The 24,675-nt window shown below is 46.3% G+C and carries 20 protein-coding genes; 11 read left to right on the forward strand and 9 right to left on the reverse strand.

Annotated elements, in window-relative coordinates:
• Window positions 1-73: 73 nt before the first annotated feature.
• Entirely contained in the window at window positions 74-1,129 is a 1,056-nt protein-coding gene (locus NST38_RS04200) for an ankyrin repeat domain-containing protein (RefSeq protein ID WP_341343798.1), read from the reverse strand.
• Window positions 1,130-1,381: 252 nt separating this feature from the next.
• On the opposite strand from NST38_RS04200, the gene NST38_RS04205 reads away from it, so the two are divergent.
• Together NST38_RS04205 and NST38_RS04210 are read left to right on the forward strand one after the other, a co-directional pair.
• Window positions 1,382-1,951, forward strand: a complete 570-nt coding sequence (locus NST38_RS04205) for an SF0329 family protein (protein ID WP_047840534.1) — start codon at window positions 1,382-1,384, stop codon at window positions 1,949-1,951.
• Window positions 1,952-2,065: 114 nt separating this feature from the next.
• Window positions 2,066-3,232 carry a cobalamin-independent methionine synthase II family protein gene (locus NST38_RS04210; RefSeq protein WP_076253801.1) on the forward strand — a complete coding sequence of 389 codons (1,167 nt, stop codon included), beginning with the start codon at window positions 2,066-2,068 and terminating at the stop codon, window positions 3,230-3,232.
• A gap of 191 nt (window positions 3,233-3,423) precedes the next feature.
• On the opposite strand, the gene NST38_RS04215 is transcribed toward NST38_RS04210, so the two are convergent.
• Both NST38_RS04215 and NST38_RS04220 read right to left on the reverse strand, forming a co-directional pair.
• A complete protein-coding gene (locus tag NST38_RS04215; RefSeq protein WP_341343799.1) occupies window positions 3,424-4,002 on the reverse strand; it encodes a GNAT family N-acetyltransferase in 579 nt (192 codons plus the stop codon).
• A gap of 44 nt (window positions 4,003-4,046) precedes the next feature.
• Window positions 4,047-4,808 carry a TVP38/TMEM64 family protein gene (locus tag NST38_RS04220; RefSeq protein ID WP_341343800.1) on the reverse strand — a complete coding sequence of 254 codons (762 nt, stop codon included), beginning with the start codon at window positions 4,806-4,808 and terminating at the stop codon, window positions 4,047-4,049.
• A gap of 159 nt (window positions 4,809-4,967) precedes the next feature.
• Between NST38_RS04220 and NST38_RS04225 the strand changes: the two genes are divergently transcribed.
• Together NST38_RS04225 and NST38_RS04230 are read left to right on the forward strand one after the other, a co-directional pair.
• A complete protein-coding gene (locus tag NST38_RS04225; protein ID WP_076253798.1) occupies window positions 4,968-5,660 on the forward strand; it encodes a response regulator transcription factor in 693 nt (230 codons plus the stop codon).
• Window positions 5,653-6,996, forward strand: a complete 1,344-nt coding sequence (locus NST38_RS04230; RefSeq protein WP_341343801.1) for a HAMP domain-containing sensor histidine kinase — start codon at window positions 5,653-5,655, stop codon at window positions 6,994-6,996. The genes NST38_RS04225 and NST38_RS04230 overlap by 8 nt, the downstream gene beginning before the upstream one ends.
• A gap of 196 nt (window positions 6,997-7,192) precedes the next feature.
• Here the strand turns inward: NST38_RS04230 and NST38_RS04235 are convergent, their stop codons facing one another.
• The gene (locus NST38_RS04235) at window positions 7,193-8,728 is read right to left on the reverse strand and encodes a carboxylesterase/lipase family protein (protein ID WP_341343802.1); all 1,536 of its coding nucleotides are present in this window, start codon (window positions 8,726-8,728) and stop codon (window positions 7,193-7,195) included.
• Between the two features lie 112 nt (window positions 8,729-8,840).
• On the opposite strand from NST38_RS04235, the gene NST38_RS04240 reads away from it, so the two are divergent.
• Window positions 8,841-9,650 (forward strand): helix-turn-helix transcriptional regulator, encoded by an 810-nt coding sequence (locus NST38_RS04240; protein ID WP_341343803.1) that lies wholly within the window; start codon window positions 8,841-8,843, stop codon window positions 9,648-9,650.
• Between the two features lie 206 nt (window positions 9,651-9,856).
• On the opposite strand, the gene NST38_RS04245 is transcribed toward NST38_RS04240, so the two are convergent.
• Window positions 9,857-11,020: a glycoside hydrolase family 27 protein gene (locus tag NST38_RS04245; RefSeq protein WP_076253794.1), complete on the reverse strand. Its 1,164-nt coding sequence runs from the start codon at window positions 11,018-11,020 to the stop codon at window positions 9,857-9,859.
• Between the two features lie 517 nt (window positions 11,021-11,537).
• Here NST38_RS04245 and NST38_RS04250 point away from each other — a divergent pair.
• A complete protein-coding gene (locus tag NST38_RS04250) occupies window positions 11,538-12,245 on the forward strand; it encodes a DNA alkylation repair protein (RefSeq protein ID WP_341343804.1) in 708 nt (235 codons plus the stop codon).
• Between the two features lie 284 nt (window positions 12,246-12,529).
• Here NST38_RS04250 and NST38_RS04255 read toward each other — a convergent pair whose 3' ends face one another.
• Window positions 12,530-13,102, reverse strand: a complete 573-nt coding sequence (locus tag NST38_RS04255) for a TetR/AcrR family transcriptional regulator (RefSeq protein ID WP_341343805.1) — start codon at window positions 13,100-13,102, stop codon at window positions 12,530-12,532.
• Between the two features lie 196 nt (window positions 13,103-13,298).
• Here NST38_RS04255 and lpdA point away from each other — a divergent pair, with 196 nt between their 5' ends.
• The 4 genes from lpdA (at window position 13,299) to NST38_RS04275 (ending at window position 17,988) form a co-directional block, all read left to right on the forward strand.
• Window positions 13,299-14,684 carry a dihydrolipoyl dehydrogenase gene (lpdA, locus tag NST38_RS04260; protein WP_341343806.1) on the forward strand — a complete coding sequence of 462 codons (1,386 nt, stop codon included), beginning with the start codon at window positions 13,299-13,301 and terminating at the stop codon, window positions 14,682-14,684.
• 49 nt (window positions 14,685-14,733) lie between these two features.
• A complete protein-coding gene (locus NST38_RS04265; protein ID WP_341343807.1) occupies window positions 14,734-15,366 on the forward strand; it encodes an HlyD family efflux transporter periplasmic adaptor subunit in 633 nt (210 codons plus the stop codon).
• A complete protein-coding gene (locus tag NST38_RS04270) occupies window positions 15,350-16,522 on the forward strand; it encodes an ABC transporter permease (RefSeq protein ID WP_036606015.1) in 1,173 nt (390 codons plus the stop codon). The genes NST38_RS04265 and NST38_RS04270 overlap by 17 nt, the downstream gene beginning before the upstream one ends.
• A 284-nt stretch (window positions 16,523-16,806) precedes the next feature.
• A complete protein-coding gene (locus NST38_RS04275; protein WP_036668338.1) occupies window positions 16,807-17,988 on the forward strand; it encodes a DUF4317 domain-containing protein in 1,182 nt (393 codons plus the stop codon).
• Between the two features lie 170 nt (window positions 17,989-18,158).
• Here the strand turns inward: NST38_RS04275 and NST38_RS04280 are convergent, their stop codons facing one another.
• From NST38_RS04280 to NST38_RS04290, 3 genes are all read right to left on the reverse strand, one after another.
• Window positions 18,159-19,280 carry a response regulator gene (locus tag NST38_RS04280; protein ID WP_051449570.1) on the reverse strand — a complete coding sequence of 374 codons (1,122 nt, stop codon included), beginning with the start codon at window positions 19,278-19,280 and terminating at the stop codon, window positions 18,159-18,161.
• On the reverse strand, window positions 19,277-22,408 hold the full coding sequence (locus NST38_RS04285; RefSeq protein WP_341343808.1) for an ATP-binding protein: 3,132 nt from the start codon (window positions 22,406-22,408) through the stop codon (window positions 19,277-19,279). The genes NST38_RS04280 and NST38_RS04285 overlap by 4 nt, the downstream gene beginning before the upstream one ends.
• Before the next feature lie 120 nt (window positions 22,409-22,528).
• On the reverse strand, window positions 22,529-23,476 hold the full coding sequence (locus tag NST38_RS04290; RefSeq protein WP_076329539.1) for an AraC family transcriptional regulator: 948 nt from the start codon (window positions 23,474-23,476) through the stop codon (window positions 22,529-22,531).
• Between the two features lie 171 nt (window positions 23,477-23,647).
• Between NST38_RS04290 and NST38_RS04295 the strand changes: the two genes are divergently transcribed.
• On the forward strand, window positions 23,648-24,667 hold the full coding sequence (locus NST38_RS04295; RefSeq protein WP_339197047.1) for a glycoside hydrolase family 88/105 protein: 1,020 nt from the start codon (window positions 23,648-23,650) through the stop codon (window positions 24,665-24,667).
• Window positions 24,668-24,675: the final 8 nt, after the last annotated feature.

The raw sequence follows: 24,675 nt of genomic DNA on the forward strand, positions 1-24,675 counted from the left end.
CGGAGTATAATTTAGATAGATTTAATAGAAAAAAGAAGCGGTAACTTTTCCGCTTCTTTTTTTGTTTTGCTGTTTAACGCGTATACGCAGGCTTCTCCATAGCGACCGGTTGAGGATTGGCAAGCACCCATAATACCGCCAACTCGGATAATCTGGCAGGTGCATCAAAATCGTATCCATTGTGAAGTCTGCTGACCAAGTCTGCTGCCTCTTGGAGAAGTGCGGGGGCGAGTGGCGCACCAGAGCCCAGGTGACGAATCAGTGCATCCAGCATCTTGCGATACTCCGCATCCCAGTTTCCACCGCCATTATCCAATACTTCATGGGATACACGTCCTGTTATGCGGATGACCTCTCCCTGCACCGTTTGAGCGTGGCCTTGGGCTGGAATGAGATATTCCCACAGCTCTTGGTGCTGTTTGGTCCAGGTGGTTGCCTTTACCTGAATGGGAGTAGTCCCATCGTGCATGATCCGATTCGCTACCGGCTCGACTTCAAATAACTGGTACAGTTTGATCAGCGCATCTGAAACTTCATCGACCTTGTCCTTATTGAACTTCTCACGGACGAATTCAAAATCCTTACCGATCCGCTTCACCGATTCTTTCATATCGGGGGTGACCGATGCTCCGGCATTCAGCAGAATTGCGGCAATCTCTGCCAGACTGACTATATCGCTATTCCTGCAATTGGCTAACCCCTTAGCTAATGGCGTATTTCCCTGTTTATTTTCTACGTTAATCGTAGCGCCCTGGGTTACCAACTCTTGAACCACTTTGGTTCGATACCCATTGACCGCTGCATGTAACGGTGTTTCATTTTGGTAATCCACAGCGTCCAGATCCGCACCTAATTCAAGGAACAGGGGTACATTTCCTGACCAGTGTGAGGCATGGGCATGTAAAGGCGTGCGTTGATATTTGTCACGTGCATTAATGTCTGCTCCTTGCGCTACCAGCCAGCGGACCAATTCATCCGAAATATGCCGAAAGCTGAGGGCCGTACCTTTGCTATAACCCCCACGTGCATCCCATTCGCATTGCTCGAAAACCTCTTTTACGGTAGCGATATCATTATCTTTAACGAGTTTTTCCATATGAGCAGGTAAGGTTGCTTTCTTCGTAGCCATTACACTCTTCCTCTCCTTTGTGAATAACAACGTATGTTCCAATGGTAGGCTATGACGATTTAATAGTAAGTAGATAATTTTCTGCAATTTTATCACATAGGGGATTTTAAAACCAATAACTGGGTTTCTTCCATCATCAATTTGGTTTGCTATGTTATAATTTAGATGAATGTTGATACTGGAGACGGATTGAAAAATATTTGAAATGATCGCCGCAATTCATGCGGTAGGCTTTTGATAATAGGAGGATCTATGTCCTGGAGTAAATTGAAGCAACAACTGGAGAGTTTTCTTAGTCCTGCGTTAGTTGGAAGGGTGGAGTACCGTGCCACCAGCTATAGCTATTCACCTGATAAATCAGGCAATTGTTATATTACTGTAGATAAAAAGAATGTACTCAACATGAGTGATACTACAACCCCAATTCGATGGTATCAGTCAGAGCAGGAGATCAAGAGCGACCCCGAAATCATGATTCCTGTGAGCGATGAAGAGATTGAAGCTATCAGAAAAGATTCCAAAGGACCCATTCCCGAGGATCGTCTTCAAGTCATGGCAAGAAGTAGAAAAATCTCCGTACTTGCCAAAGAGCTTTTGTTGGCTCAGACCGCACTTAGTAAATCGAATTTTACCGTTGCAGCTACGACGTATTTATCCACTTCTATAGAGGATAATCTGGAGAGCAAGGATATCTTGTTTAATATTCTGGCTTTAATGGACAGACGAGTTGGCAAAAAGAGAATTCTAAATATGTCGGAGCAGGTCAAATTAAAGCATCCAGCCGTTCAGTATTTTTATGAACTGCGTCGTCGTACGGTGTGAAATTGAATAACTTTCGATATAGCTTTTAACTATAACCAGTTATGGTTTTTTAGTATCCCTTCTAACTGCTCTCAGCGTGATATGATCATTGTATACAACGAGGGGGTTTTTTACATGACTGATAAGTTCCAGATCGTAGGAAGTTTATTGCGGCCGGATGAGCTGCTGAAATATAAAACGCAAATTGAACATAATGATGATATCCAATATCCGTTCTATGAAAACTACGAAGGATATGAGAAGTGTGAGACAGAGGCAATCAAACAAGTTGTCGCAAAGGAAATCGAACATAACTTGTCCGTGGTTACCGATGGCGAATTCTCCAAATCGATGTGGCATCTGGACTTTGTATGGGGATTTGGCGGAGTGAAGCGTTACATCGCGGATCACGGCTATTTTTTCAGAGATGTGGACGGAACTTCGAAATATGAAACACGCAAAGATATTGGACTGCGCATCACTGATAAATTGAGTGGAAAGAACCATCATTTCATTCAACTGTTCCAACAACTGCAAGACACGGCTGGCGAGCAACAAACGAAACTTTGCGTACCGTCTCCTTCCCATATTTTCGGTGAGCTTTCCTGGTCAGATAACATTGGTGGCACGGATGCTGTATATCAAAACATACAGGAGCTCAAAGAGGGTCTTGTGATCGCGTATAAGGAATTCGTGGAGGAATTCGCTGCAGTGGGCGGTAAAATTCTGCAATTCGATGATTGCTTGTGGGAACTGTTTGCAGACGACAACCCGAACTCTCCTTTTACAGGGGAAAATATTAATCAAGATGAAGTAAAGGGACTTGCTACCGAATTCATTGATATTAATAATACCGTGATTGACTTTGGTCATAGCCTTGGCTTGAAAATGTGGACACATAACTGCCGCGGCAATTATGATTCCCGCAACATGGGTGGTGGATCGTATGCCAAAATTGCGAATCTGTTCCTGAAGCAATTGAAGTATGACCGTTTCTTCCTGGAGTGGGATGATGATCGTGCGGGTTCAATTGAAGCTCTGGAAGTGTTCAAGGACAGACCTGAAACGGAAATTGTACTGGGTCTGTTGTCATCCAAAACGAGTACACTCGATGATGAAGCACGTGTTGTCCGTTTGCTGGACGAAGCTTCCAAAATCATCGATAAGGATCGGCTGCTGTTGTCTCACCAATGCGGCTTTGCATCTTGTGATGGAGGTAACGAATTAAGCGAGGCTCAGCAATGGGCGAAGATTGATCAAGGGCAGAAGATTGCAAAGCAATATTGGGGCAGCACGGTCTAGGATTTAAGCTGAATGTATTGTGACCTTATAAATACATTGCTCGATCAATAGTGTTATGCACGATAATGAAACGGCGACTTTTCCTCTGGAATCTATCCAGGGAGAAGCCGCCGTATTTGTTGTGGAACGTACGTATGGGTACGTTCTCATTTCTATAACTTTTTTAAACTAATGATGGGGCTTGTCATTCTTTATTTCTGAGATTCATGCTGTGCCAGCCATTCCTTTTTCAACAAAGCATATTGATACGTATTCTCGTATTTCGGTGTGCCGTCCTCATTTTTGACAAATGAAATGAACTCCAAAAAAAGACCCTCCCGGCGCATGCCCAGCTTCTCACACAGTTTCTGAGAACGGAAGTTATCATCCTCGACATAAGCGTACAATCTTCTTATTCCCTGTTCCATAAAGAGATGCTCGATGAAAGCATTGGCGCTCTCACTGGCGTACCCTTTTCCTTCATATCTGCCATTAAAATTCCAACCAATACTATACGTATCTGAATTCGAATCCTTATCCGTATCGGAATCCCGATCTTCCCTCATACCAAACAGCTCACCGATCAACTCGTTACTGTCCTTCAGGCAAACCGCGATGTGGGAGTCGTCACTGCTTCTTTTTGCGACCTCTGCCGCTGCATCTTCCAATGTTGAAATTTGTTGATCCATAAAACAATTCACTCTGGGATTTGCTGTGTATTCCAACAGTCCGGCTGCGTCCGTTACGGTGAAATTTCTCAGGATTAATCGATTGGTTTTAAGTATTTGCATAAGATGATATACCTCCGGTTTTCATATCAATAGATTGGCTTTGTTCATGTTGTATCTCTTTTTATTTTACGAGACGCCCTATTCGTACTATAACTGGGCATAGCCTTGGGTTTGGCTTTGGTACTGTCTGACCGGGAGAACAATCCCACCAATTTCTCCCTATAGATATAACCGAGTACAAACCCGATTACAGCGATAACAGAAATAATAATGGCGATTGTGTATTGTTGCATATGAATTGTGGACCCTACAACGGTAGATGCGATGATCCACGGCAGACGACCGACGATAAGGATCGTGAAGAATCTAAACGAACTAATCGATGTAAGTGCGGCGACAAATACAAGCATGTCTTTGGGCAAGCCGGGAATTACGAAAAAGATGAATAAAAAAGCGGAGAACTTCTTCTCATCATGAATTAACGACATCCACTTATTATTTTTCTTTTGCATTAGCCGTGAAATATAAGCGCGACCGATAAAACGAGTGAAATAAAAAGCAATCGCTGAGCCTATAATCAAACCTATTGTAGTATACAAGGACCCAAGTGTAACCCCATAGATATAACCGCCTGCAATCTGTACCACTTCTCCTGGAATGGGTGCAACCACGATCTGAAGAATCTGGAATAAAATAAACATGACCGGACCCCAATGGCCTGTTGAATGAATATACGCTCTGAAGTTGTCCATGGAAGACATGATTTTAATAAGGGCAGGAGAATAATACACCAGTAGACCAATGGACAACATGATGAACAGACCCAACAATATGTTAATCATTACTTTTTTCGAAGTTTGTGGCATTCCTGACGACCCCTTTGTGTAATAACTTCTACATATTTACAGTATAAGACGAAATTATTAAGAGATACCTACATAACTTCTGAAGAATTCTTAAGTCGATTGTATTTGCTGGTAGTCGCTAATAGCGCATATTATACTGAAATTAGACGGAGGGATCAGATGAGCAAGAAAATTCTAATTGCTGATGATAACAGTGAAATTCGTGAAATTGTAAGGATTTTGTTAGAGAGTGAGAATTATGAAGTGATTGAAGCGATAGATGGTCAAGATGCGATTGATAAAGTGAACGAAGAGACGGATCTCATTATTTTGGATATGATGATGCCCAATAAATCGGGGCTGAAGGCTTGTCTGGAGATTCGTGAAAAAACAAGTGCACCGATCCTGTTTCTCACGGCGAAAACGCAGGATTCTGACAAACAATTGGCATTTTCCTCAGGCAGTGATGACTTTTTGTCCAAACCCTTTTCCTATACAGAACTTGTTTCGAGGGTGAAGGCTCTACTGCGGAGGTATTATGTATATCGGGGCAAGGAGAAGACCGAAGAACAGGACCAAATTATCGTTAAGGATCTTACCGTCCATCAGGATTCAAAAACCGTGTTTGTTGGAGAGAAGGAGATTGCTCTAACTGAAATTGAATACCAGATTTTGCTGCTGTTGGCTAAGAAGCGACGAAAGGTATTCTCGGCAGAAAATATATATGAGAGTGTTTGGGGGCAACCCTACTTTTATACGTGTAATAACACAGTGATGGTTCATATTCGTAACTTGAGAGGCAAACTGGAGGATGACCCGCAGAACCCTAAATATGTGAAGACCGTTTGGGGGAAGGGGTACAAAATTGAATAGATTATTAATCGGAAAAAAGCTGAAGATTAAACTGGTTATGGCGGTTGTCATTTCTTTGGTCATTTCCATAAGTGCACTCGTTATTTTACAAGTTGTTGGCGAGACTGTATTGGATAGTTATTTAAGCAAATCCACTTTTGTAGAGAACAGGCAGCAAGATGCGCTTGATCGATTCGAAGCATTTGTGGATAACCAGAACGTGTCAACCCGTGATCATGAGCAATTGTCTGCTTGGATAAGACATGAGCGCTACTTAAATCTATATATTTTTGCAAAAGACAAATTGATATTTTCCTCCAACACGGAGATTGATCCTGCCATTAATGAAGAACTGTTAACTCAATTCGTGCCATCAAAAATACCCATCACCACTATCCATTTTGCGGATCAGGATGCCCAGATATACTTGGTTAGCTTTTATGAGTATCAATACTACAACCTCATTCTGATTATTGGTGTTTTCATAGCGGCCATTGTGTTTATTGTTTCCTTTCTACTGATGATTAATAAGAAAACATCTTATATTGGCGTGCTTGAACAAGAGATCAAAATACTCGAAGGTGGAAATTTGGATTATTCGATTACGATATCGGGAAAGGATGAACTGTCATCTCTGGCCCAGAGTATTGATGAGATGAGGAAATCATTTGTGGAGCGGCTGGGCAGCGAGGAGAGGGTCAGGATGGCCAACCGTGAATTGATCACGGCGATTTCCCATGATTTGCGAACGCCACTCACGATTCTATTAGGATATATGGATATCATAGAGCTCAACAAATACAAGACACATGAGGATCTGTTGCAGTATATTCATAATAGCCGGGAGAAGGCCTATCAGATCAAAGTGCTGTCGGACAAACTATTCGAATATTTTACGGTATCCTCTGCCGCTGAAGAAGAGGAAGTAGAATTTGAAGTGTATGAGGGCAGAGCACTCATCGATCAACTCATAGATGAGCAATTAGTGGTTTTGGATGATATAGATGTGCAGGTTCAGACAGATGCACATCATGAGGAGTTTTTGCTGGAAATTAATCTGGTCGCCATGCGTCGCGTAATGGATAATATATTTTCAAATATTCGAAAATACGCCGATCCAGGGCATCCCGTTCATATCCAGATTTCTTTGAGGCAACAATGGGTTATTCTTGAGGTGGAGAATAAGATTAAACGTGTTGGCAAAAAGAAAGATAGCAACGAAATTGGGCTCGTTAGTTGTCAGAAAATGATCCAGCAGAACAACGGGACGTTGACAGTATCGGAGGAAGAAGATACCTTTTCACTACAGATTACGCTACCTGTCATCATCAACAAACCAACACAGACTCATATATAACGGATCTCTTGAAATGATGCTGAGTGTTCGTGGAATCCATCTTGCTGTCTAATTTTGTTACCTTAGGGTGCTGTAGTGGAGGAGCTTGCTAAATAGGCGTAGGAGAAAGAACATCGCTCTACCATTCACACTATACAAAAAGAGCCATGCGACAGCATGGCTCTTACATATATCGTGAGAGGGCAAACCTCATGTTTTAAACAACAGGTGCATTCTGTTTCTTGAAATATTGTTCAATTAAAAACGCGAGCATCGGTCCGGGCTCAGCCTTCTGTAATTGAGCCTGATCGCCAAATTCTATTAGATACGGCTGTTCCGTAGTACAAGGAGTCCAATGAGGCATCAGCTTTCCGGTGGAGTCCGAACCGTTTGGGTCACCTGTAGCAATAAAGTTGGATAAATAATTACACATCTGGCGAGCCAGATCATAATGCTTGCCTGTGAAAGGCCGCCAGCATTTGGCAAGTGTTTCGAAGAAAAACCACAGATCGACGGAGTGAAAAGTGCCTGGCTGATCCCAGCCCGGAATCTCGGCGTCGAAGTTATAATAGTAGAGAGGCGTGTCAGACGGATGACCGCTGTTCGCGCGGATGGCGAGCAGAATGGCATGTTGGATCATGCGGACCGATGCTTGTTGCAGAGCATGTTCGATTTGGCCGGAATCAGCCTCACATAGTTGCAAAAAGGCAGGAGCATCCTCGCCAAACAGCTCCACAGCCATCTGCTTCAGTTCTTCCAGATTGGTTGCGGCGGGACGGGTCCAAAATTCGGAAGACGTATGCCCCAGCATTACGGGTATCGCCTCGCATTCCTGCTGAACAAAACGAGTAAACGGATCGCCTGCGCAGAATTGTTCGTCGATGACGGTTCCCCAGAAGCTTTTGTATTCGAGTGCTTTGTCACGGAGATGTTCAGCATCCAGTTGTCTCGCCTCAGCCAGGGAAGATACGCCCAGGAAGTCGAAAAATTCAACCCCTGCTTGCTCTGCATCCCTTAGTGTGGAGCGGACAGAAGGCACGCGGACCTTCGGGTACAACTCGGTAGCTATACCGCTCATGATGACGGCTCGCTGGAACAAACCTTTATTTTGCGGAGAGGTCATCTGGCTGAGTACACTTCCTCCGCCTGCCGACTGTCCGCCGATGGTGATCTGGTCTGGATCACCGCCAAAGGCGGCAATGTTGCGTTTGACCCACTGGGTACCAGCTTGCTGATCAAGATGCCCGAAGTTGGCGGGTGCATGGGGGGATTCGGCACTAATCTCAGGATGACACAGGAAGCCAAAGGCATTCAGCCGATAATTAATCGTTACAACGACAATACCTCTGCGAGCGATTCGCTCGCCATCAAATTCCATTTCGGCCGTATGGCCGACTTGCAGGCCCCCGCCAAAATACCAGACAAAGACAGGCAACTTCTCGTCCGTACGCTTGGCGGGTGTCCAGACATTCAGATACAGACAATCCTCGTCCATGGGCAGGTCGGGATCAACGGCCCATTCGCGGGTATAGATATTGTTATCATCGATGACTGTTGGGGCTTGCATGGAGATGGGGGCAAAATCAAAAGCTTGCAGTACACCTTCCCAGTTCGACTGCGGTTGCGGAGCGCGCCAGCGGTTCTCACCTACAGGAGGTGCGGCAAAAGGAATTCCCTTGAAGCTGGTAATCCGCGGGTCCGCCGCGGGCAGTCCTTGCACTTGTCCATGTTCTACCGTAACCATTCTAAGCATACAACATTCTCCTCTCTGGATTTAGCGTGTAAGCGTTACCGAACATCTGATCAACGATATATAAGATAAACCTAACGCCAGAACAGGGCGTCTTAGAAAGGGGGAATCGTGGTTGAATCCGATTTGGCATGAGAGCAGTAGAGCCAGTAATTTGTATTTTATCAGCGGTGGTCACAAGCCAGCTAACCCTCACCAATGGGGGCCAGGCGTGCGTGACGTTTATGCGCTGCACTATATTATCCGCGGCCAAGGGACGCTGGAGACGGGCGGCCGCGTTTTTCGGCTCGTTACGGGGGAAAGCTTTATCATATTTCCGCAAAAGGAGATTTACTATTATCCAGACCCGCAAGATCCATGGGAGTACGTCTGGGTGGAGTTTAGCGGTGAGGATGCCGGGCGGTTGCTGGGGCTGACACAGCTCTCAGAGGTACAACCCGTGGTGACGGTCTCGCCGGAGACATTGCAGCCTTTTTTCCACCTTGCCTGGAACGCGGGTGCATCATCTTATGAATTACTGCGGGCGGATGCACGTTTGCGTCTGCTGCTCTCTTACTATATGGAGCATTATCCGAAAGAGCCGCAGGTGGACACCAAGGATTATGTCTGGCTGGCGAGAAAGTACATCGAGCAGAACTACTGGAAGCCAACATTGACCGTCACCGAGATCGTAAAGGCAGTTAATCTGGAGCGCAGTTATTTGTTTCGTCTGTTTAAGGCAGCAACCGGCAAGTCTGTTTTGGAGTATATTACACACTGTCGAATCGAGCGCGCCTGTGAACTGCTGAAGACGTCGGGCCTGCCAATTCAATCGGTAGCTTATTCTGTTGGTTACAATGATCCGTTATATTTTTCCAAAGTATTCAAGAAATCAACTTCACACACGCCAACAGAGTACATGACGCTGCACCGGACGAAGGTATAAAGTTAACGGAACAGGGCGCAGTTCCCTGACTCTCGGAAATAACGGATCAGCTTCTCAATAGGCTCGCGTCCACAGTTCAGCTTCACTCCTATACAATCGATGCACAGAAATTGCTGGGCAGAGCGCGAGATCAATTTGAGGTAGATGCCCACATCGTCTGAAGAGAGCGGGACCTGACAGGAGGTGCACAGGCGATGTTGAGCCATCTATTTCACCAGTTTGGCACGCACAACTAAACAATCATGTGCTGCAACAACGGGAGCGAAGCGTTCACGGAATACGCCAAGCTCTTGATGTTCCCAGCAGTCATACAGGGACAGGGCATAACCGGCAGCGTAAGGCAGACCCATATCCCAAAATTGCAAAGACAATTCCCGCTGGCTGTCGCTCAGGTTGAAGAAACCAATAGCTAGATCTCCATCTGTGAGTACCTTCACCAGCATAAATACATCGTCCGTGTGAAACCATTGCGGTTCTGGTTTAATGCGGTAAGCTCCGCGCGCTTCTACATCCTGATTGATAGCGATCAGGTCAGGATTCAGGAGAATATCCTTTGTAATCTGGTTAGCCTTGCGCACGTCACATCCGATCATTAATGGGGAACCCATCATGGACCAGAGAGAGAAGTGGGTTTTATATTCGATGTCGTTGCATCCGCCAATGCTGCCAATATAATCATTGTTGCTTCCACCGTACATACCTACAATCAGCATATCCATGTCGTTATGGCAGAAGGAGCCGGTGTAGCTTTGTTTGCCCAATTGAGACAGGGCAAGTTCCTTCACCGAATCCCAATTGTCACGGATATCGCCGGTAGAACGGTACATATGAGCGCCCGATTCCCGAATCCAATCGTATACGTCGTCGGCTCCCCAGTTGCAGGCGGAGAACAGGATATCGCGTCCGCAGTTTTTGAGCGCAAGGCTCATCCGTTTGTACAGCAGCTCTCCTGAGATATGGCGCGGCTTGAAGCAGTAATCATACTTCAAATAATCAACGCCCCATTCGGCAAAAAGGGCAGCATCCTGGAATTCATGCTCAAAGCTGCCTGGATACCCGGCACATGTATGTGTACCCACGCATGAATACATGCCGAACTTCAGTCCTTTGCTATGGATATAATCAGAAAGCGCTCTCATTCCACTCGGGAATTTCTCCGGGTCAGCCACCAGATTGCCACTCGCATCCCGTTCCTTCAGGCTCCAGCAATCATCAATGACAATATACTCGTAACCAGCGGCCAGATAACCTTCCGATACAAACACATCAGCGACATCCCGAATTAATTGTTCGTTAATATCCCACGTAAAGGTGTTCCACGAATTCCAGCCCAGGGCAGGGGCAAAGCCTAACACTTGATTGTTGCTCATGCTCTCGCATCCTTCCTCATCTCGGTTTTGTTAACAACACTAAACTGAACATAAACGATGAGTGACGTATCCTGCCATAGCTTAACGTTGCTTGGACATGGACATATGTTGCTCTGCTTGTGCTGGGGGAATCAGCTCTTTCCAATCAGGCCCTCGGCAGGTATTCAGAAGTTGCCAGTAGAAGCATAAGAAAGGAAAAATGTCTGTCTGCGAAGAAGTTATATCTATCTTTTCAGGGATCTGTGCGAAACAATGGTATGGATGTTATGATCGGTGATAATGCTCGAACAGGTTGTCAGAGCAACAGGGAAATTTGAATAGTATTCAGTTTTTTTAGGAAAAATACTCCAGTGGGGAATCCCTCATACGTAAGGTAGTAATTCCGCCGTAACGATTATGCATATGCCAGAAGGGTTCCAATTGGATAATGTACGATTTCTCATCGGTTTTTTGTTAAACATAAGTGTCTGTTTGATTTGATCAGATATATAATTTATAGGATTGGGAGTGTCGCGAAATGAATCTAGATGAAGTGATGCAAGAGCTAGAAGCGCTGGGTAAAGAACGAACGAAAAAAATCTATATCTCTAACGGTGCGCATGAACCGCTATTTGGCGTGGCAACCGGGGCGATGAAACCAATGGCGAAGCGGATCAAAAAGGATCAACCTTTGGCAGAGCAACTATATGCAACGGGGAATTATGATGCGATGTACTTTGCTGGCGTGATTGCCGATCCTCAAGCAATGACGGAAGCTGATTTTGACCGTTGGATTGACGCTGCTTATTTTTACATGATCTCTGACTTCATCGTTGCCGTCACGTTGGCAGAGACGGATATTACTCAAGAAGTTTCGGATAAGTGGATCGCCAGCGGAGATGAGCTAAAAATGTCAGCAGGATGGAGCTGTTACTGTTGGTTGCTCGGCAGTCGAAAGGATGCTGAGTTTTCGGAGAATAAACTGATGGAGATGCTGGAACAGGTGAAAAAGACGATTCACGAATCTCCGGAACGAACAAAATATTCGATGAACAACTTCCTGTATACCGTTGCAACATCCTATCAACCGTTGCACAATCAGGCGGTGGAGACAGCTCAGGTCGTTGGCCCCGTTGAAGTGAACAAGGACATGCCCAAGAGCAAGTTGCTGAATGCCTCTGAGAATATCCAAAAGGCAGTGGAAAAAGGGCGGACGGGCTTCAAGCGTAAATATGTAAGATGCTGAAATTTTCGCCGTATCGTCAGTTTTAACATACGGAACATATGGTTATCGTGGGATTGAAATCCACAATCTCCATGTTAAAATGAGGACAGAAACAGCTTATAATGCAAAGAGAGCCGTGCGCTAACACGACTCTCTGATGCAATAGCCGCTTTTAAGGGCGGTGGGCTTAACAAGAGGATACACAATTAAGTAGACCGCAACCTTTGCAAGGGTGGGCGGTCTATTTGTGTTTCAACTCGATATAGCAGCATCAAATCTACGTATAATATAAAAAACCGAAACCTCTACATATCTTTCCTTTTAACCATTTCTTTGGCTTGCTGTCTGCCCGCCGAGAGAAAGCTGTCGCTAAGCTCAGGATCAGTAACAGAGCGTGCAAGCACAAGCGAACCAACCATTGTACTGAACAGTGCACGACCGCTGGACATATCGATCTCAGCCAGATTGGAGATAAAAGTGATCATCCGCTCCAATTCATGGGTGAACACCTGCCGAACTTCTTCGGACGAACGGGATATTTCGCTGGAAAGGGCGGGGAAAATACAGCTCATTTCTGTTTGGTCGCGGTGATACGGACTCAAATAATAATCGATTACTTTATTAATTTTGGAATTCTGCTCTTCCTGAGCCACGTTCTTTAGAAGTGTAATGGTATCACTAATGGCATATTCACAGGCTTCGGCAACCAATTGTTCCTTGTTGTCAAAGTGTGAATAGAACCCTCCGTGAGTTAATCCAGCTCCCTTCATAATAAACGGGACACTCACCTCCTGGATACCATTGGTGCGAAAAGCTCGAGCCGCACTTTCAACAATCTTACCTCGTACTTTTATCTTATGTCCTTTGGGATAGGGCATGATCATTCACTCCATAGTTTCATCATTATGCTTTTAAAATATTATAGTCATCATAATAAAGCCTGTCAATTTGGCGACTGAATATCAGTTGATTTAGAAAAGGGCCAAATACGGTTGTTGACGGTCTTAAAATATGATGGTTATAATATATTATGGTCATCATATTTTATGACTTCAAATCGGGAGGTATCAGAATATGAGCAAGCTTGAATCTGTGGATACGTTAGTTATTGGATCAGGTCCAGGGGGATATGTGGCGGCGCTTCGTTCTTCGCAGTTGGGGATGAAAACGGCGATTGTCGAACGTAAACAGCTCGGCGGGGTCTGTACACATGTGGGTTGCATACCATCCAAAGCTTTAATTGCGGAATCGCATCGCTATGATTGGTTCAGACAGTTCAATCAAGCTGACGCGGCAGCGACATTTAAGACTGCTCAGGATTTTAAACAGGGGGTTGTGAATAAACAGGCAGGTGGCGTCCACTATTTGTTAAAGACTGCGGGTGTGAACATTCTGGAAGGAGAGGCCAGTCTGGTGGATGAGCACACAGCCAGGATCCAGCAAGCTGGGCAGGAGCAAAGCATTTCTTTTAAAAATCTCATACTGGCAACGGGGTCTCGTCCAATTGAATTGCCAGCATTTCCAGTTGGAGGTCGCATCTTATCTTCCACTGAAGCATTATCTCTACAGGAGGTTCCGAGTAGTCTGATTGTGATCGGCGGAGGTTATATTGGGGTGGAGCTTGGACAGATGTATGCCAAATTCGGAACCAAGGTAACAATTCTGGAGGGAGGCGCACAAGTATTGCCTGGATTCGAGGGGGAACTTGCAGCCCCTGTAGTCAAACAATTGAAGGCGGACGGCATCCAGATCGTAAACGGAGCGATTGCCGAAAAGGTGGAGCACAATGCGGATTCCGTTACACTGCATTATTCAAAAAATCAGGAGCAGCAACAAGTTACAGCAGAATATGTACTGGTTACGATCGGCAGAAAACCCAATACAGACGGCCAGTTAGGACTGGAACGCATAGGTGTGCTCGTAACGAACAAAGGACTGGTTGAGACGGATGAACAGTGCAGAACGGTTATCCCTCACATTTACGCTATTGGAGATATTACAGCCGGTCCGGCACTTGCTCACAAGGCATCCTATGAAGCCAAAGTAGCCGCAGAAGCCATTGCTGGTCTTACCTCCAAAGTGGATTACAAGGTAATTCCGCTTGTCGTGTTTTCTGATCCGGAGATATCCAGTGTTGGGGTAAGTGAGACGGAAGCCAAAGCGCAGGCCATTCCGGTGGTTATCGGAAAATCTTCTTTTGGGATCAACGGAAGAGCATTGGCGTTAAGGGAAACCGAAGGTTTTGTGAAAATAGTGGCTGACCCGACTTCAGGAATTGTCATTGGTGCGCAAATCGTCGGAGTGGAGGCATCCACACTGATATCGGAGCTTGCACTTGCGGTCGAGATGGGCGCAACCGTGGAAGATCTGGCCATGACGATTCACCCTCATCCCACTTTGGGAGAAGTGATCATGGAGGCAGCCGAGAACGCGGTCATCAAAATGAAAAAGCAAAAATAGTCAGCAAATTTAACCATACACGAGGATTGGGAATGGGAGAGATAAAAAGATGAAGTTAAAAGCAGGTTTGTATATCGGAATTGCGATGGTGTTCATTGTTGGAGGTTCACTTCTGGCTGTTAAAGGAAAGGATGCTGTAAGTCAGGCCGAGAGCAGTAAACAAGGCATACTTGAGGCTGAGCAAACGACATTATTTTATCAGAATAGTCCCGGGACGATTGCAGAGGTTGGTGTGTCTGCAGGTGACTCCGTGAAAGAGGGAGAGGTACTTTTCAAAGTGAAATCAGCGGGGGAGGGAGATAAGGAGGTACTTGCACCGTATGACGGGTTGGTTGACCGAGTTGCTGTAATACAGGGAGATCAAGTCCAAGCAGGAGTCCCGCTAGCAGTTGTGCAAAAGAATACGTATTACACCGACCTTTACATACAGGAAAGTGAAATTCAACAGCTTGAAGTGAATCAAAGCATTGATGTTCATTTCCCTTATTTGGATCAGCCAACGCAGGTGAAAGGGAGTATTATTTTCATCTCAACTGCTCCTCAGTTTGCGAACTTGCGTATGTCGCGGGAAAAAGGGCAAGCCGATTTGAGCATGTTTCTGGTCCGAATATCGATGGATTCGAATACCGATTTGCTTCCGGGGATGACAGCAGAGGTGAAACTTGATGAAATCACTGATTGACGAATGGAAGTACGTCGCGGACAGTAAGTATATACGGCTAATTTTTATTGGGCCAATGATTGCAGCCCTATTTTTTGGATTAATGTTCTCGCAGAATCAACTTAATAAATCACCAGTTGTGGTTATTGATGAGGATCATAGCGAATATTCACGGCAATTGATCTCCAAGATAAATGCGTCACAATATATGAGCGTCAAAAGCGTATATGCGAGCCGAATGAGTCCTGAAACATTGCTTGCCAACGAGCAGGCTGTAGCGGTCATTATGCTTCCCAATCAGTTGGGTTTGCGTCAACAACAAGGGAAATCGACGAATATCGGCATCTTGATGGATAACACGATGCCCTCGGGGTTAACAGGTATTCGCACTGCGATTCAGGAAATCATACTGACAGAGAATATGACCCTTTCCATGACACGTCTGATCCAAAAAGGGATGGATGCCGAGACAGCTAAAGGAATCGTGTCACCGTTATCCCTTCAGCAGCGGATGCTGTTTAATCCAACCTCCAGTTATGTCGGTTTTATGGTGCTTGGATTTGTGAATATCGTAGTATTGATGATTACAACAAGTGCAGCGGGCTCAATTGTACCCCGGCTTCGTCAGGAAGGGAAACTGTTTGCAAACGGAAAGTCACCTTTCCAGATATGGGTTCGGAGTGTACCTTACGCTGTGTTGAGTTCCCTTTCGCTGCTTCTAACCTATGGATTATTAAAGCAGGTGGGGGGAATGCGGTTTGAAGCAGAGGCTTATCTTTTTATCATTCCGTTAGTTGTTTATGCTTTTGCCTTGTCACTCATGGGTATGCTGATTGGATACACTGCCAAAGATATGTCGAAAGTAAGCCTACGAACCAGTTTTGTATTGTATCCCTCCTTTTTGGCTACGGGAATTCAATTAACGCCGCTGGCGTTCCCAGAACCGTTCCAAATGTTCGCATGGGCATTACCCATGAACTGGCTTAACCGTCTGATTCGTGGAATGGCGTTTAGGGACGGGGCGCTGACAGCCTACAGTCAGGAGTTGGGGGCATTGCTGATTATTATTGGCGGAGTGTCCTTGTTCATGGGATTACTGTTTCTGCGGGAAACAAGGAAAGTTTCTTCCAGCAGAGCACCCCTGTTGAATATGGATATATTGCCGAGCAGTAATTAATTTTTTAAGAATCGTTAAACAACGAAAAAAGACGCACGGGAGTCATTCCTGTTGCGTCTTTCTGTTTCCATAGATTGATTCTCATTAATCGTCATCATTATATGATATAATTTCTCACTGAGAGTACAGAAATGGAGAGCAAGAACGGCTTGATCCAGCTACTCCATAGCTGCGCCCATTTGTGACCTACTGCTCAGATGAAAACTTCCAAGGGAGCACTGGCTTTTAGGATATAGAGCTGCACGCAGATAAAATTATATATTGTGGGAGTTGTCTAACGAATCATGAATAAAAAAGAAGTCGCGCATATACGCAAGCAGTTTAAACTCGATCACGATCTACTGAATATTTACGATATTCTCAACGTGTATATTACGAAGGAAACGAATGAGGTCTATCACTGGGAGCGTCACCCGTTCGAACTGGTGGACAGAGAGAAGCAGGAGCTGTACATGGGCAATTTCAAAAAATTGCTGACAGGTGATTTGGATCAGAAGTTATTCGAATTGAAGTTCCAGGAAGCGGCGGAGGACCCGGCACAGGTACTGCTTCACCAGGCTCTGGTCACAGGTGATCCGGATGAATGGCAGGATCTGATGCTACTGCTCGTGGATCGAATGTTGGTGGATACGAAGTTTGAGCGGGATATGGTAGCTACGTTTGTGCGTGGACAATATTATCTGCCGACCAAGGCTAGAAACGAAGCTACGGAAGAGAGTGAGAAGAATGAGGTGTTCGCTCATCCGTTCATTCTGTGCAGCGTGAATTCCACGGAGAAACAGCGGAAAACACTCTTGTTTGACTACGTGGAGAGAGAATTCAAATACAACATCATTGTAGATCCGATTATCAAATTAAGCACGCCAGAGCAAGGATTCCTGTACCCTAGCGTGACGGACAACTACTCCGATGTGAATCGTGTACTCTATTGTACAGGGAAATCCAATTTCCCGGATCCGCATTTTGTTGAAAATGTATTGAATGGAGAAAGATCCGTAACCGCACTGGAAGAACGGGCGATCTTCGAAGATATCGTCAAGGAAGTGGCCGGTGAACAGCTCGATTCAGCCACCATTGCACATGTATACGAGGAGATCAACCGAGTCATCGAGATTAACGAAGAGTCCCATGAGGAAGAACCTCCGAAGCTGGATTATAAAGATCTGGAACGTGTACTGACCGCAAGCGGTATAGAAGATCTGACAACGGAGAAAGTAGAACGTGCCTTCGAAACCATCGTTGATAACAAGAACTATGAGATGAAGGCGACCAGTGTTATGCCGAAGTTTACGTCCAAGTCTATTAAGATCGAGACCAAGGTCGCTACGATTTCGGTTAGCCCGCAAGACCTGAGATATGTGAAGCAGGTGAATTATCAAGGCAGACGTTGCATCATGATTGAAGTGGACGAAGATGTTGTGATTGAAGGCTTTACCCTTAATACAGAAAAACTTATAAATGAGTAATTGATTCTAGACAATGATGATGTAAAATCATCAGTTATGAACGAATAAACGTCCATTTATTGCAAAAATCCCAAGCCAAAAGCAACACTGAACTGCTCCCTGTTATAGTAGACCGTAGAAGACTACGATGGGAGCAGTTCAGTATGCCAAGGCATGGGCTTTTTGCTGTTTCATGATTGTCGCAACAGTTGTTTGATATCTGCTGCCGGACTGGAGCCAAGCTCCTCTTGGAGCAATTCCTCCAGCACCAGATACTGTCGCTGCGCTTCGGTTCTTCGTCCAAGCGACAGATACAACAGGATGATCTCGCGATGAATATCTTCCCGAATCGAATCAATCTGGAGGATACGTTCAAAATAATACAGCGCCCGTAACGGCTCGCCTGCCTTCGCGTGATAGTGGGCAGCAGTTTCCATCGTCATGATGAAATCCAGTTCCAGCTGTCTGGACCACGCAAAAGCCCACTCATAATGCCTTCCTTTCAGAAGTTCACCCGTATACAACGTATCCATCCGCTCGAAGAGCTCGGGGCGATGTGTTGATGCCTGACGCATCTGTCGGAACAAAGCCTCGAACTCGTACAGATCACAGTTAATCGCTTCCCGGTCGATACGGATACCGTTTCTGTCCTTGAGAATGATCGGCACGTCACTGTTATCACCGATGGCACGTCGCACGTAGTACAGTGTGGAATTGATGTTGGTCCAGGCTTTCTGCGGACTGAGGTCCTTCCACAACGTATCGGCCAAGGCATCGCGGGTGGTTGATTTGGTATACAGCAAGAATGCAAGTAACTCTTCGGTTTTGGGCGTTCTAAGCTTGATGGGACTGTCTGCTCCGGCACCGCCAAACACGGTGAATTCACCGAACAGACGAACGTTCAGTTTGGGTCCAGGCACCGCTGGTTCAGGTGTTGTCACGGACTTGTGAAGCTTTTCCTGCAACCGTTTGATGCTGCGGTTCAGTCGCTCAGCCGTGACCGGCTTGATGACGTAATCAATCACCTCTTTGTCAAAGGCCTGCACCGCATATTCCTCATATCCAGTCACCAGCACAATGGGAAGCGAAGGATGATGTTTACGCAATTCACCAATGAGTTGCATACCCGAGATGCGAGGCATCGTAATGTCCAGAAATGCCGCATCGAAGCTATTCTCTGCCGCATATTCACAGGCTTCCTCCGGGTCATGGAATGCGCGAGACACCTCAACTTCTCCGCTTTCTGTCAAAATGCGATTCAGTCGCTTCAGCGACAAATCCTCATCGTCCACGATGATGACTTTTATCTTCATGTTTCATAACCCCCGTTCCCATCTGTGCTTAGACGTTGATTTGGAAGATCAAAGGTAATCCGCGTTCCCTCGCCGTCCAGACTTTCCATCTGAAGGTGTCTGCCATACAGCAGGTTCAACCGGCTGGAAATATTCCATAGTCCAACACCGTTACTGCCGTCCGTGGATTGCCGAATCTCGTCCATCCGTTGCTTGGTTATGCCGATTCCGTTGTCCTCGATGGTGAACCGTGTTTCCGTATCATTCAGATTGCGGATAGACAACATGACCCGACCACCGCGAATGCTGGACATCAGCCCATGCCGAATTGCGTTTTCGATCAGGGGCTGTAACGTGAGCGGTGGAATGTCCATGTTCCGGTTCACATCAGCATCCACATCGATAATGACCTCCAACCTTGAGCCAAAGCGGGCTTGCTCAATCGCTACGTATGCCTCGATCATCTCCAGTTCGTTCATTAGGCTAGTTTTTGAGTCCAGATGTTTAAAGTGCACACTCCGTCGTAAGTAACTCGATAATTGCAAAATCAATTGTTCTGCCCGATTTGGCGCATCCACACACAATTCGGCAATGGCGTTCAGGGCGTTGTACAGAAAGTGCGGGTTCATCTGTGACCGCAAAAAAGATATTTCTGCATCTCGTGCAGCTTGGACGGATGTTTTCATCCGAGTCAAACCGCCGATCCGTGCCAGCAGTTCCTCCGATTCGAACGGCTTGGATACAAAATCATTGGCACCTTTCTCCAAGGCCAGCTTCAATTGATTGGCTTTATTACTCGCCGTTAGCATGAGTACAGGCAACTCGGAAGGAGAGAAGCGCTCCCTGATCCGTTCCAGCAATTCGTAACCCGACATGTCAGGCATCATGATATCAGCAATGACGAGATGCACGGCAGGTAGTTTGTCCAGCAACTCCAGTACGGAAGGGGAGCGTGAAGTGACCGCATAACTGTAACCTTCCAGCTTCAAGAGATTCACTATTGTCTGCAAATTAGCCGAGTCGTCATCCACAACGATGATCCATTCGTCTTTATTCCCTTGTACAATCGTTGGTTCTTCGAACCGGAGTAGCCGATTACCAGGACCTGTAGGAGCGATGGTAAGTGGCATGACGTTGGAACGTTTCTCTCCTTTATTCTCTGCCAGCGGAAAGGTCAGGATGAACGTAGCACCCATGCCGGGTGCTGATTCCGCATGAATGGTTCCGCCATGCAGCTCGACCAGCTTGCGTGTAATGCTTAGTCCTAGACCGGTGCCTCCAGCAACGACTGGCCCCGTATCCGCTTCCTGCTCGAACGGCAGGAAGATATGTTCCAGCTTGTCCGTACCGATACCACGGCCGGTATCCACAATGCGTATTTCCGCTTTGCCTTGCACGACCGTAGCTTTGATGCTTACCGTGCCACGTTCCGTGAACTTAACGGCATTGCCGATCAGATTATGCAAAATCTGAATCAGTCGATTGCCGTCTGCATAGATCGGCGGGAAATGCGCCGGGATGCGGTTGATAAGCTCCACCTTTTTCGCGCCAAGCAGGAAGGAGTGCATACGCATGACCGATTCGACAAACGAGTACAGATCGGTCGAAGACCGGTGGAGCGGGATGTCGCCATGTTTCATTTTCGAATAATCCAGCAATTCATCGACCAGATAGGTTAATCGTCTGCCACTTCCCGTCACGATCGCCAGATTGTGTGCTTGCTCATCGGTAAGGGGACCTTCTGCGCCTTTAAGCAGGCTTTCACTGATGTTAACAATCGCGTTCAGCGGTGTTTTGAGCTCATGCGAAGTATTGGACAGGAAGTCGTCCTTCACCTTGTCCAGCAATAGCAACTGATCTTTGAGGGTGCGGACCGTACGATAGGCCTCGAAGAACCGAAGCACCGCCAGAAACAGCATCAGGATGCTGAACAGGACAATGGAAGCCTGCCCGATATTCATATTTTCCTTGAGCGAGATCGAGAAGAGATTAATGTCCAGACAGTACAGCATGATGCTTAAGAGGGCTGCGTACCACAGAAAAGTAGACAGCCGTTCGCCTTTCTCACTGGTTAGGAACTGTTTTGCACATTGATAGAGCAACCAGAGCAGCATCAACGTGTACATAACGACGACGTAAGGTGCAGCCAGCCCGTAGATGGAAATAGGCAGGAGCGTGACCATACATAAGTAAGCTCCGAAGATGATCAGGATCAACGCCGTGAGCATACCGGACAGGATGCCTGTTTTGAATCGGTAGAAGTAAAAGGTTAACAGACCCAGACATGCCACAGAGCAGAAATCTTTTAATTTATAGAGCGTGCTAAAGGAGATTTCCGTGCCCGCCATCGATAACACACGTTCGCTGATCATGCCGTTATAGAGTGCATACAGGAGACAGATTAGACCAATCAGCAGCAGGGAGTCGTCCCTGTTTCGGTAGAGTGCAGACCCCAGGTAACTGACGAGGAATATGATCGAAATGGTAGCCAGTACAGCAAGCGTGCCGAATTCGATAGCTGTGTTGAATTGATGTTTTTTCAGCATGGCTGCTTGTTCGCCGAAAAAGAGTGGACCCGGAATGCCAGAGTCCGTGTAATCGTAATTAGCCACCCGGATCAAAATCTCAATGTCACCGCCATGATAGGGGAAAAAGCCAATCTGGGGGGAGTTGCCTGGTCGGTAACCTGCGGATTTTGCCACGGCATGCCCGTCTTCCAGCAGCTTGTTGCCATTAATGTAGATCTCGCTGGCAAAACGGATGTTCATTTTTTTGATCGCCAGTGTTCCCTCAACAGGTGCATTACGCAGTACCAGTCGATACGTGGCGAAGCCGTGGGTTGGCAGTCGTTCACCATCCACTTTAAGTCGATTCCAGGAGCCGGGAACGGTTGCATAGGTGTCGGGTGCTTTCGTTGGACCAGCCTGATTCGATGTTGCAGATTCGTCAGGAAGCAATCGCTCCCAGTAAAATTCCCACTCCCCGTCCAGCTTGATCCGCTCGTCTTGTTCAGGGTCCCAGGCCGAGAGGTCCAGAACACCTTGACGGGCATGAAGCGCAGCAGATTGTGGTTCTCTGATCGTTGACAGCAGCAGTACGGTAATGGCAAGTACAACAGTCAGGACAACACCTGAAATTTTTAATAACACGAAATGCTGCTCCTTTAGAGATTGTTCAATCCTTTGGTAGCTTCGGACAAAATCTCTTGTATTCTATCGGCATTGTAGCGAATATCTCTGGGGGGCGCAATCACATTTCGACAAATTCCTTCATACCCACCCCGTAAATTCCAATATTGAGGCTTTTGCAGACTGTGCTTCTGTATGAGCGCCTTTGCGCCAGGCTTTAGGCGATTCGCCCATCAGTTTGGCGAAGCAGCGGTTAAAGCTGGAGATGGATCGGAAGCCGACCTGCTCAGAGATGGACAGAATGGAGGCCTCGGTGCTTTTTAATCGTTTGCATGCCTCTTCAATCCGGGTACTGTTCAGAAAATCAAGCGGCGTGGTTCCCATAATTTCATGGAACTTGCGGCGAAAATGCGTTGTACTCAGATGACACAGATCAGCGAGGTAATCGATGGTCACAGGCATCATATAGTTTTTGGTGATAAACTCCAGCACGGGTGAGATGACCAAGTCACCTTGGAGGTCTCTTTCCCGTTCGTGATCCTGAGATGACAAGCGTTCGCTGCTCGCATGAATTCGAAGCAGTTCGATATATAGAGACATCAACAAGCCGTACGCGCTCTCCCGATAGTAGGGGGACTGCTGCTTCATTTCTTCAACGATTGAAGTTGCGAGCATATGAATTTTGGGATGCTGTTCCTTATTCAGAATGCAATTGGTTCCCTGAATCGCCCATAGATTCGGTTCAATGTGAGTTTGTGCTCTTTTGAGCGAATGACGAAAGAGTTCTTCCGGTGAAAAAAAGATATAAGCCCACAGGCTGGCGTTATCAGGTGAACTGTATGTGGTATGCGGAAGATATCGGGGAATGAACGTGATGTCCCCTGCTCGAAAAGGCACAGATTCTCCCTTAATCTCCATGATCCCTCCATCTGAATAACAGATGCCAATCTCCATGTGGTTATGGAAATGAAGATGCTCACTCTTGATATCGGATATTCTCCAGCGGTCCCCACTGAGTAACAGGACAGGGAAATCAATGGGCAGGCTGTAGTGACGATATTCAATGACAGGTTTCTTCGGTTTGGGCATTTTCGAGGACTCCTATGTATAAATGATTGAAATTGCGCAGTTTTGTTATGAATATGCTTAGATTGAGACTATTTTACTGCGTACAATGTAATAAGTAAAGCGTTTACAACAATGGACGGACACCTCTCAGGGCGCACTTGGGGGCGTGTGCGCAGGGAGAGGGGAATAACAATGCTTCAAGTGAAATATGACAGGGATCAGATTCTACATGTAATCGAGAACGTTACCAAGAAAACACTGGATATGGATCTGACATGGGATTGGCCCGGTGGAGTGGCTTATTATGGTGTATCCAGAGCCTATCAAACGACAGGCAACCAAGAGATTCTGGACAGGCTGGTGAAATGGGCAGACGAATATATCGAGCTGGGTCTGCCAAGTTGGACGGTGAATACATGTGCCATGGGCCATGTGCTCATCACTTTATATGAAGAAACCGGGGATCAGAAATATTGGGATATTGTCCTCAGCAAAGTCGATTATCTCCAGAATCATGCACTTCGCTTTGGAGACAATGTGCTTCAGCATACGGTATCGGTTTCCAATGATTTTCCGGAACAGGCTTGGGCGGACACCTTGTTTATGGCGGCATTTTTCCTGCTTCGCGTAGGTAGCAAATTAAAAGACGAAGCCATGATCCAGGATGCGCTGAATCAGTATTACTGGCATATCAAATACCTGCAAGATCCGAGCAGCAGTCTGTGGTATCACGGTTATAATAATATCAACAAGGACCACATGTCCGGATTTTACTGGGGAAGAGCGAATGCTTGGGGAGCCTATACGATGTCTCAAGTAAAACCTCAATTGAACGACTGGTACTTGTATCCGCAATGTATGGATGTAGAGTGTGCCCTTCGGGATCAGTTGGCGGCTCTCAAGCTGGTGCAGACCGAGAATGGCTTGTGGCGTACGGTTCTGGATGACGAAGATTCGTATGAAGAGGTATCGGCTTCCGCGGGTATTGCAGCAGCGATGATCAACAACGGCAATCCACTGCATACCAAATACGTGCAAAAGGCATTGGAAGGCATCCTGAACAACATTAGCGAAGATGGGCGCGTGCTTGGTGTGTCTGGCGGTACGGCGGTAATGAAGGATCGGGATGGCTATCGCAATATTCCAAAAGACTGGATTCAGGGCTGGGGCCAGGGCCTGGCACTCGCTTTTCTGTCCGATATGTTGAGATAGGGAGGGAA

This window comes from Paenibacillus sp. FSL H8-0104, from assembly GCF_038050215.1.
Taxonomy (GTDB): Bacteria; Bacillota; Bacilli; order Paenibacillales; family Paenibacillaceae; genus Paenibacillus; species Paenibacillus amylolyticus.

Coding starts and splice junctions, on each gene's coding strand:
- NST38_RS04200 (WP_341343798.1), bottom strand. CDS start 1,129: ATGGCTACGAAGAAAGCAACCTTACCTGCTCATATGGAAAAACTCGTT.
- NST38_RS04205 (WP_047840534.1), top strand. CDS start 1,382: ATGTCCTGGAGTAAATTGAAGCAACAACTGGAGAGTTTTCTTAGTCCT.
- NST38_RS04210 (WP_076253801.1), top strand. CDS start 2,066: ATGACTGATAAGTTCCAGATCGTAGGAAGTTTATTGCGGCCGGATGAG.
- NST38_RS04215 (WP_341343799.1), bottom strand. CDS start 4,002: ATGCAAATACTTAAAACCAATCGATTAATCCTGAGAAATTTCACCGTA.
- NST38_RS04220 (WP_341343800.1), bottom strand. CDS start 4,808: ATGCCACAAACTTCGAAAAAAGTAATGATTAACATATTGTTGGGTCTG.
- NST38_RS04225 (WP_076253798.1), top strand. CDS start 4,968: ATGAGCAAGAAAATTCTAATTGCTGATGATAACAGTGAAATTCGTGAA.
- NST38_RS04235 (WP_341343802.1), bottom strand. CDS start 8,728: ATGCTTAGAATGGTTACGGTAGAACATGGACAAGTGCAAGGACTGCCC.
- NST38_RS04245 (WP_076253794.1), bottom strand. CDS start 11,020: ATGAGCAACAATCAAGTGTTAGGCTTTGCCCCTGCCCTGGGCTGGAAT.
- NST38_RS04250 (WP_341343804.1), top strand. CDS start 11,538: ATGAATCTAGATGAAGTGATGCAAGAGCTAGAAGCGCTGGGTAAAGAA.
- NST38_RS04255 (WP_341343805.1), bottom strand. CDS start 13,102: ATGCCCTATCCCAAAGGACATAAGATAAAAGTACGAGGTAAGATTGTT.
- lpdA (WP_341343806.1), top strand. CDS start 13,299: ATGAGCAAGCTTGAATCTGTGGATACGTTAGTTATTGGATCAGGTCCA.
- NST38_RS04265 (WP_341343807.1), top strand. CDS start 14,734: ATGAAGTTAAAAGCAGGTTTGTATATCGGAATTGCGATGGTGTTCATT.
- NST38_RS04270 (WP_036606015.1), top strand. CDS start 15,350: ATGAAATCACTGATTGACGAATGGAAGTACGTCGCGGACAGTAAGTAT.
- NST38_RS04275 (WP_036668338.1), top strand. CDS start 16,807: ATGAATAAAAAAGAAGTCGCGCATATACGCAAGCAGTTTAAACTCGAT.
- NST38_RS04280 (WP_051449570.1), bottom strand. CDS start 19,280: ATGAAGATAAAAGTCATCATCGTGGACGATGAGGATTTGTCGCTGAAG.
- NST38_RS04290 (WP_076329539.1), bottom strand. CDS start 23,476: ATGCCCAAACCGAAGAAACCTGTCATTGAATATCGTCACTACAGCCTG.
- NST38_RS04295 (WP_339197047.1), top strand. CDS start 23,648: ATGCTTCAAGTGAAATATGACAGGGATCAGATTCTACATGTAATCGAG.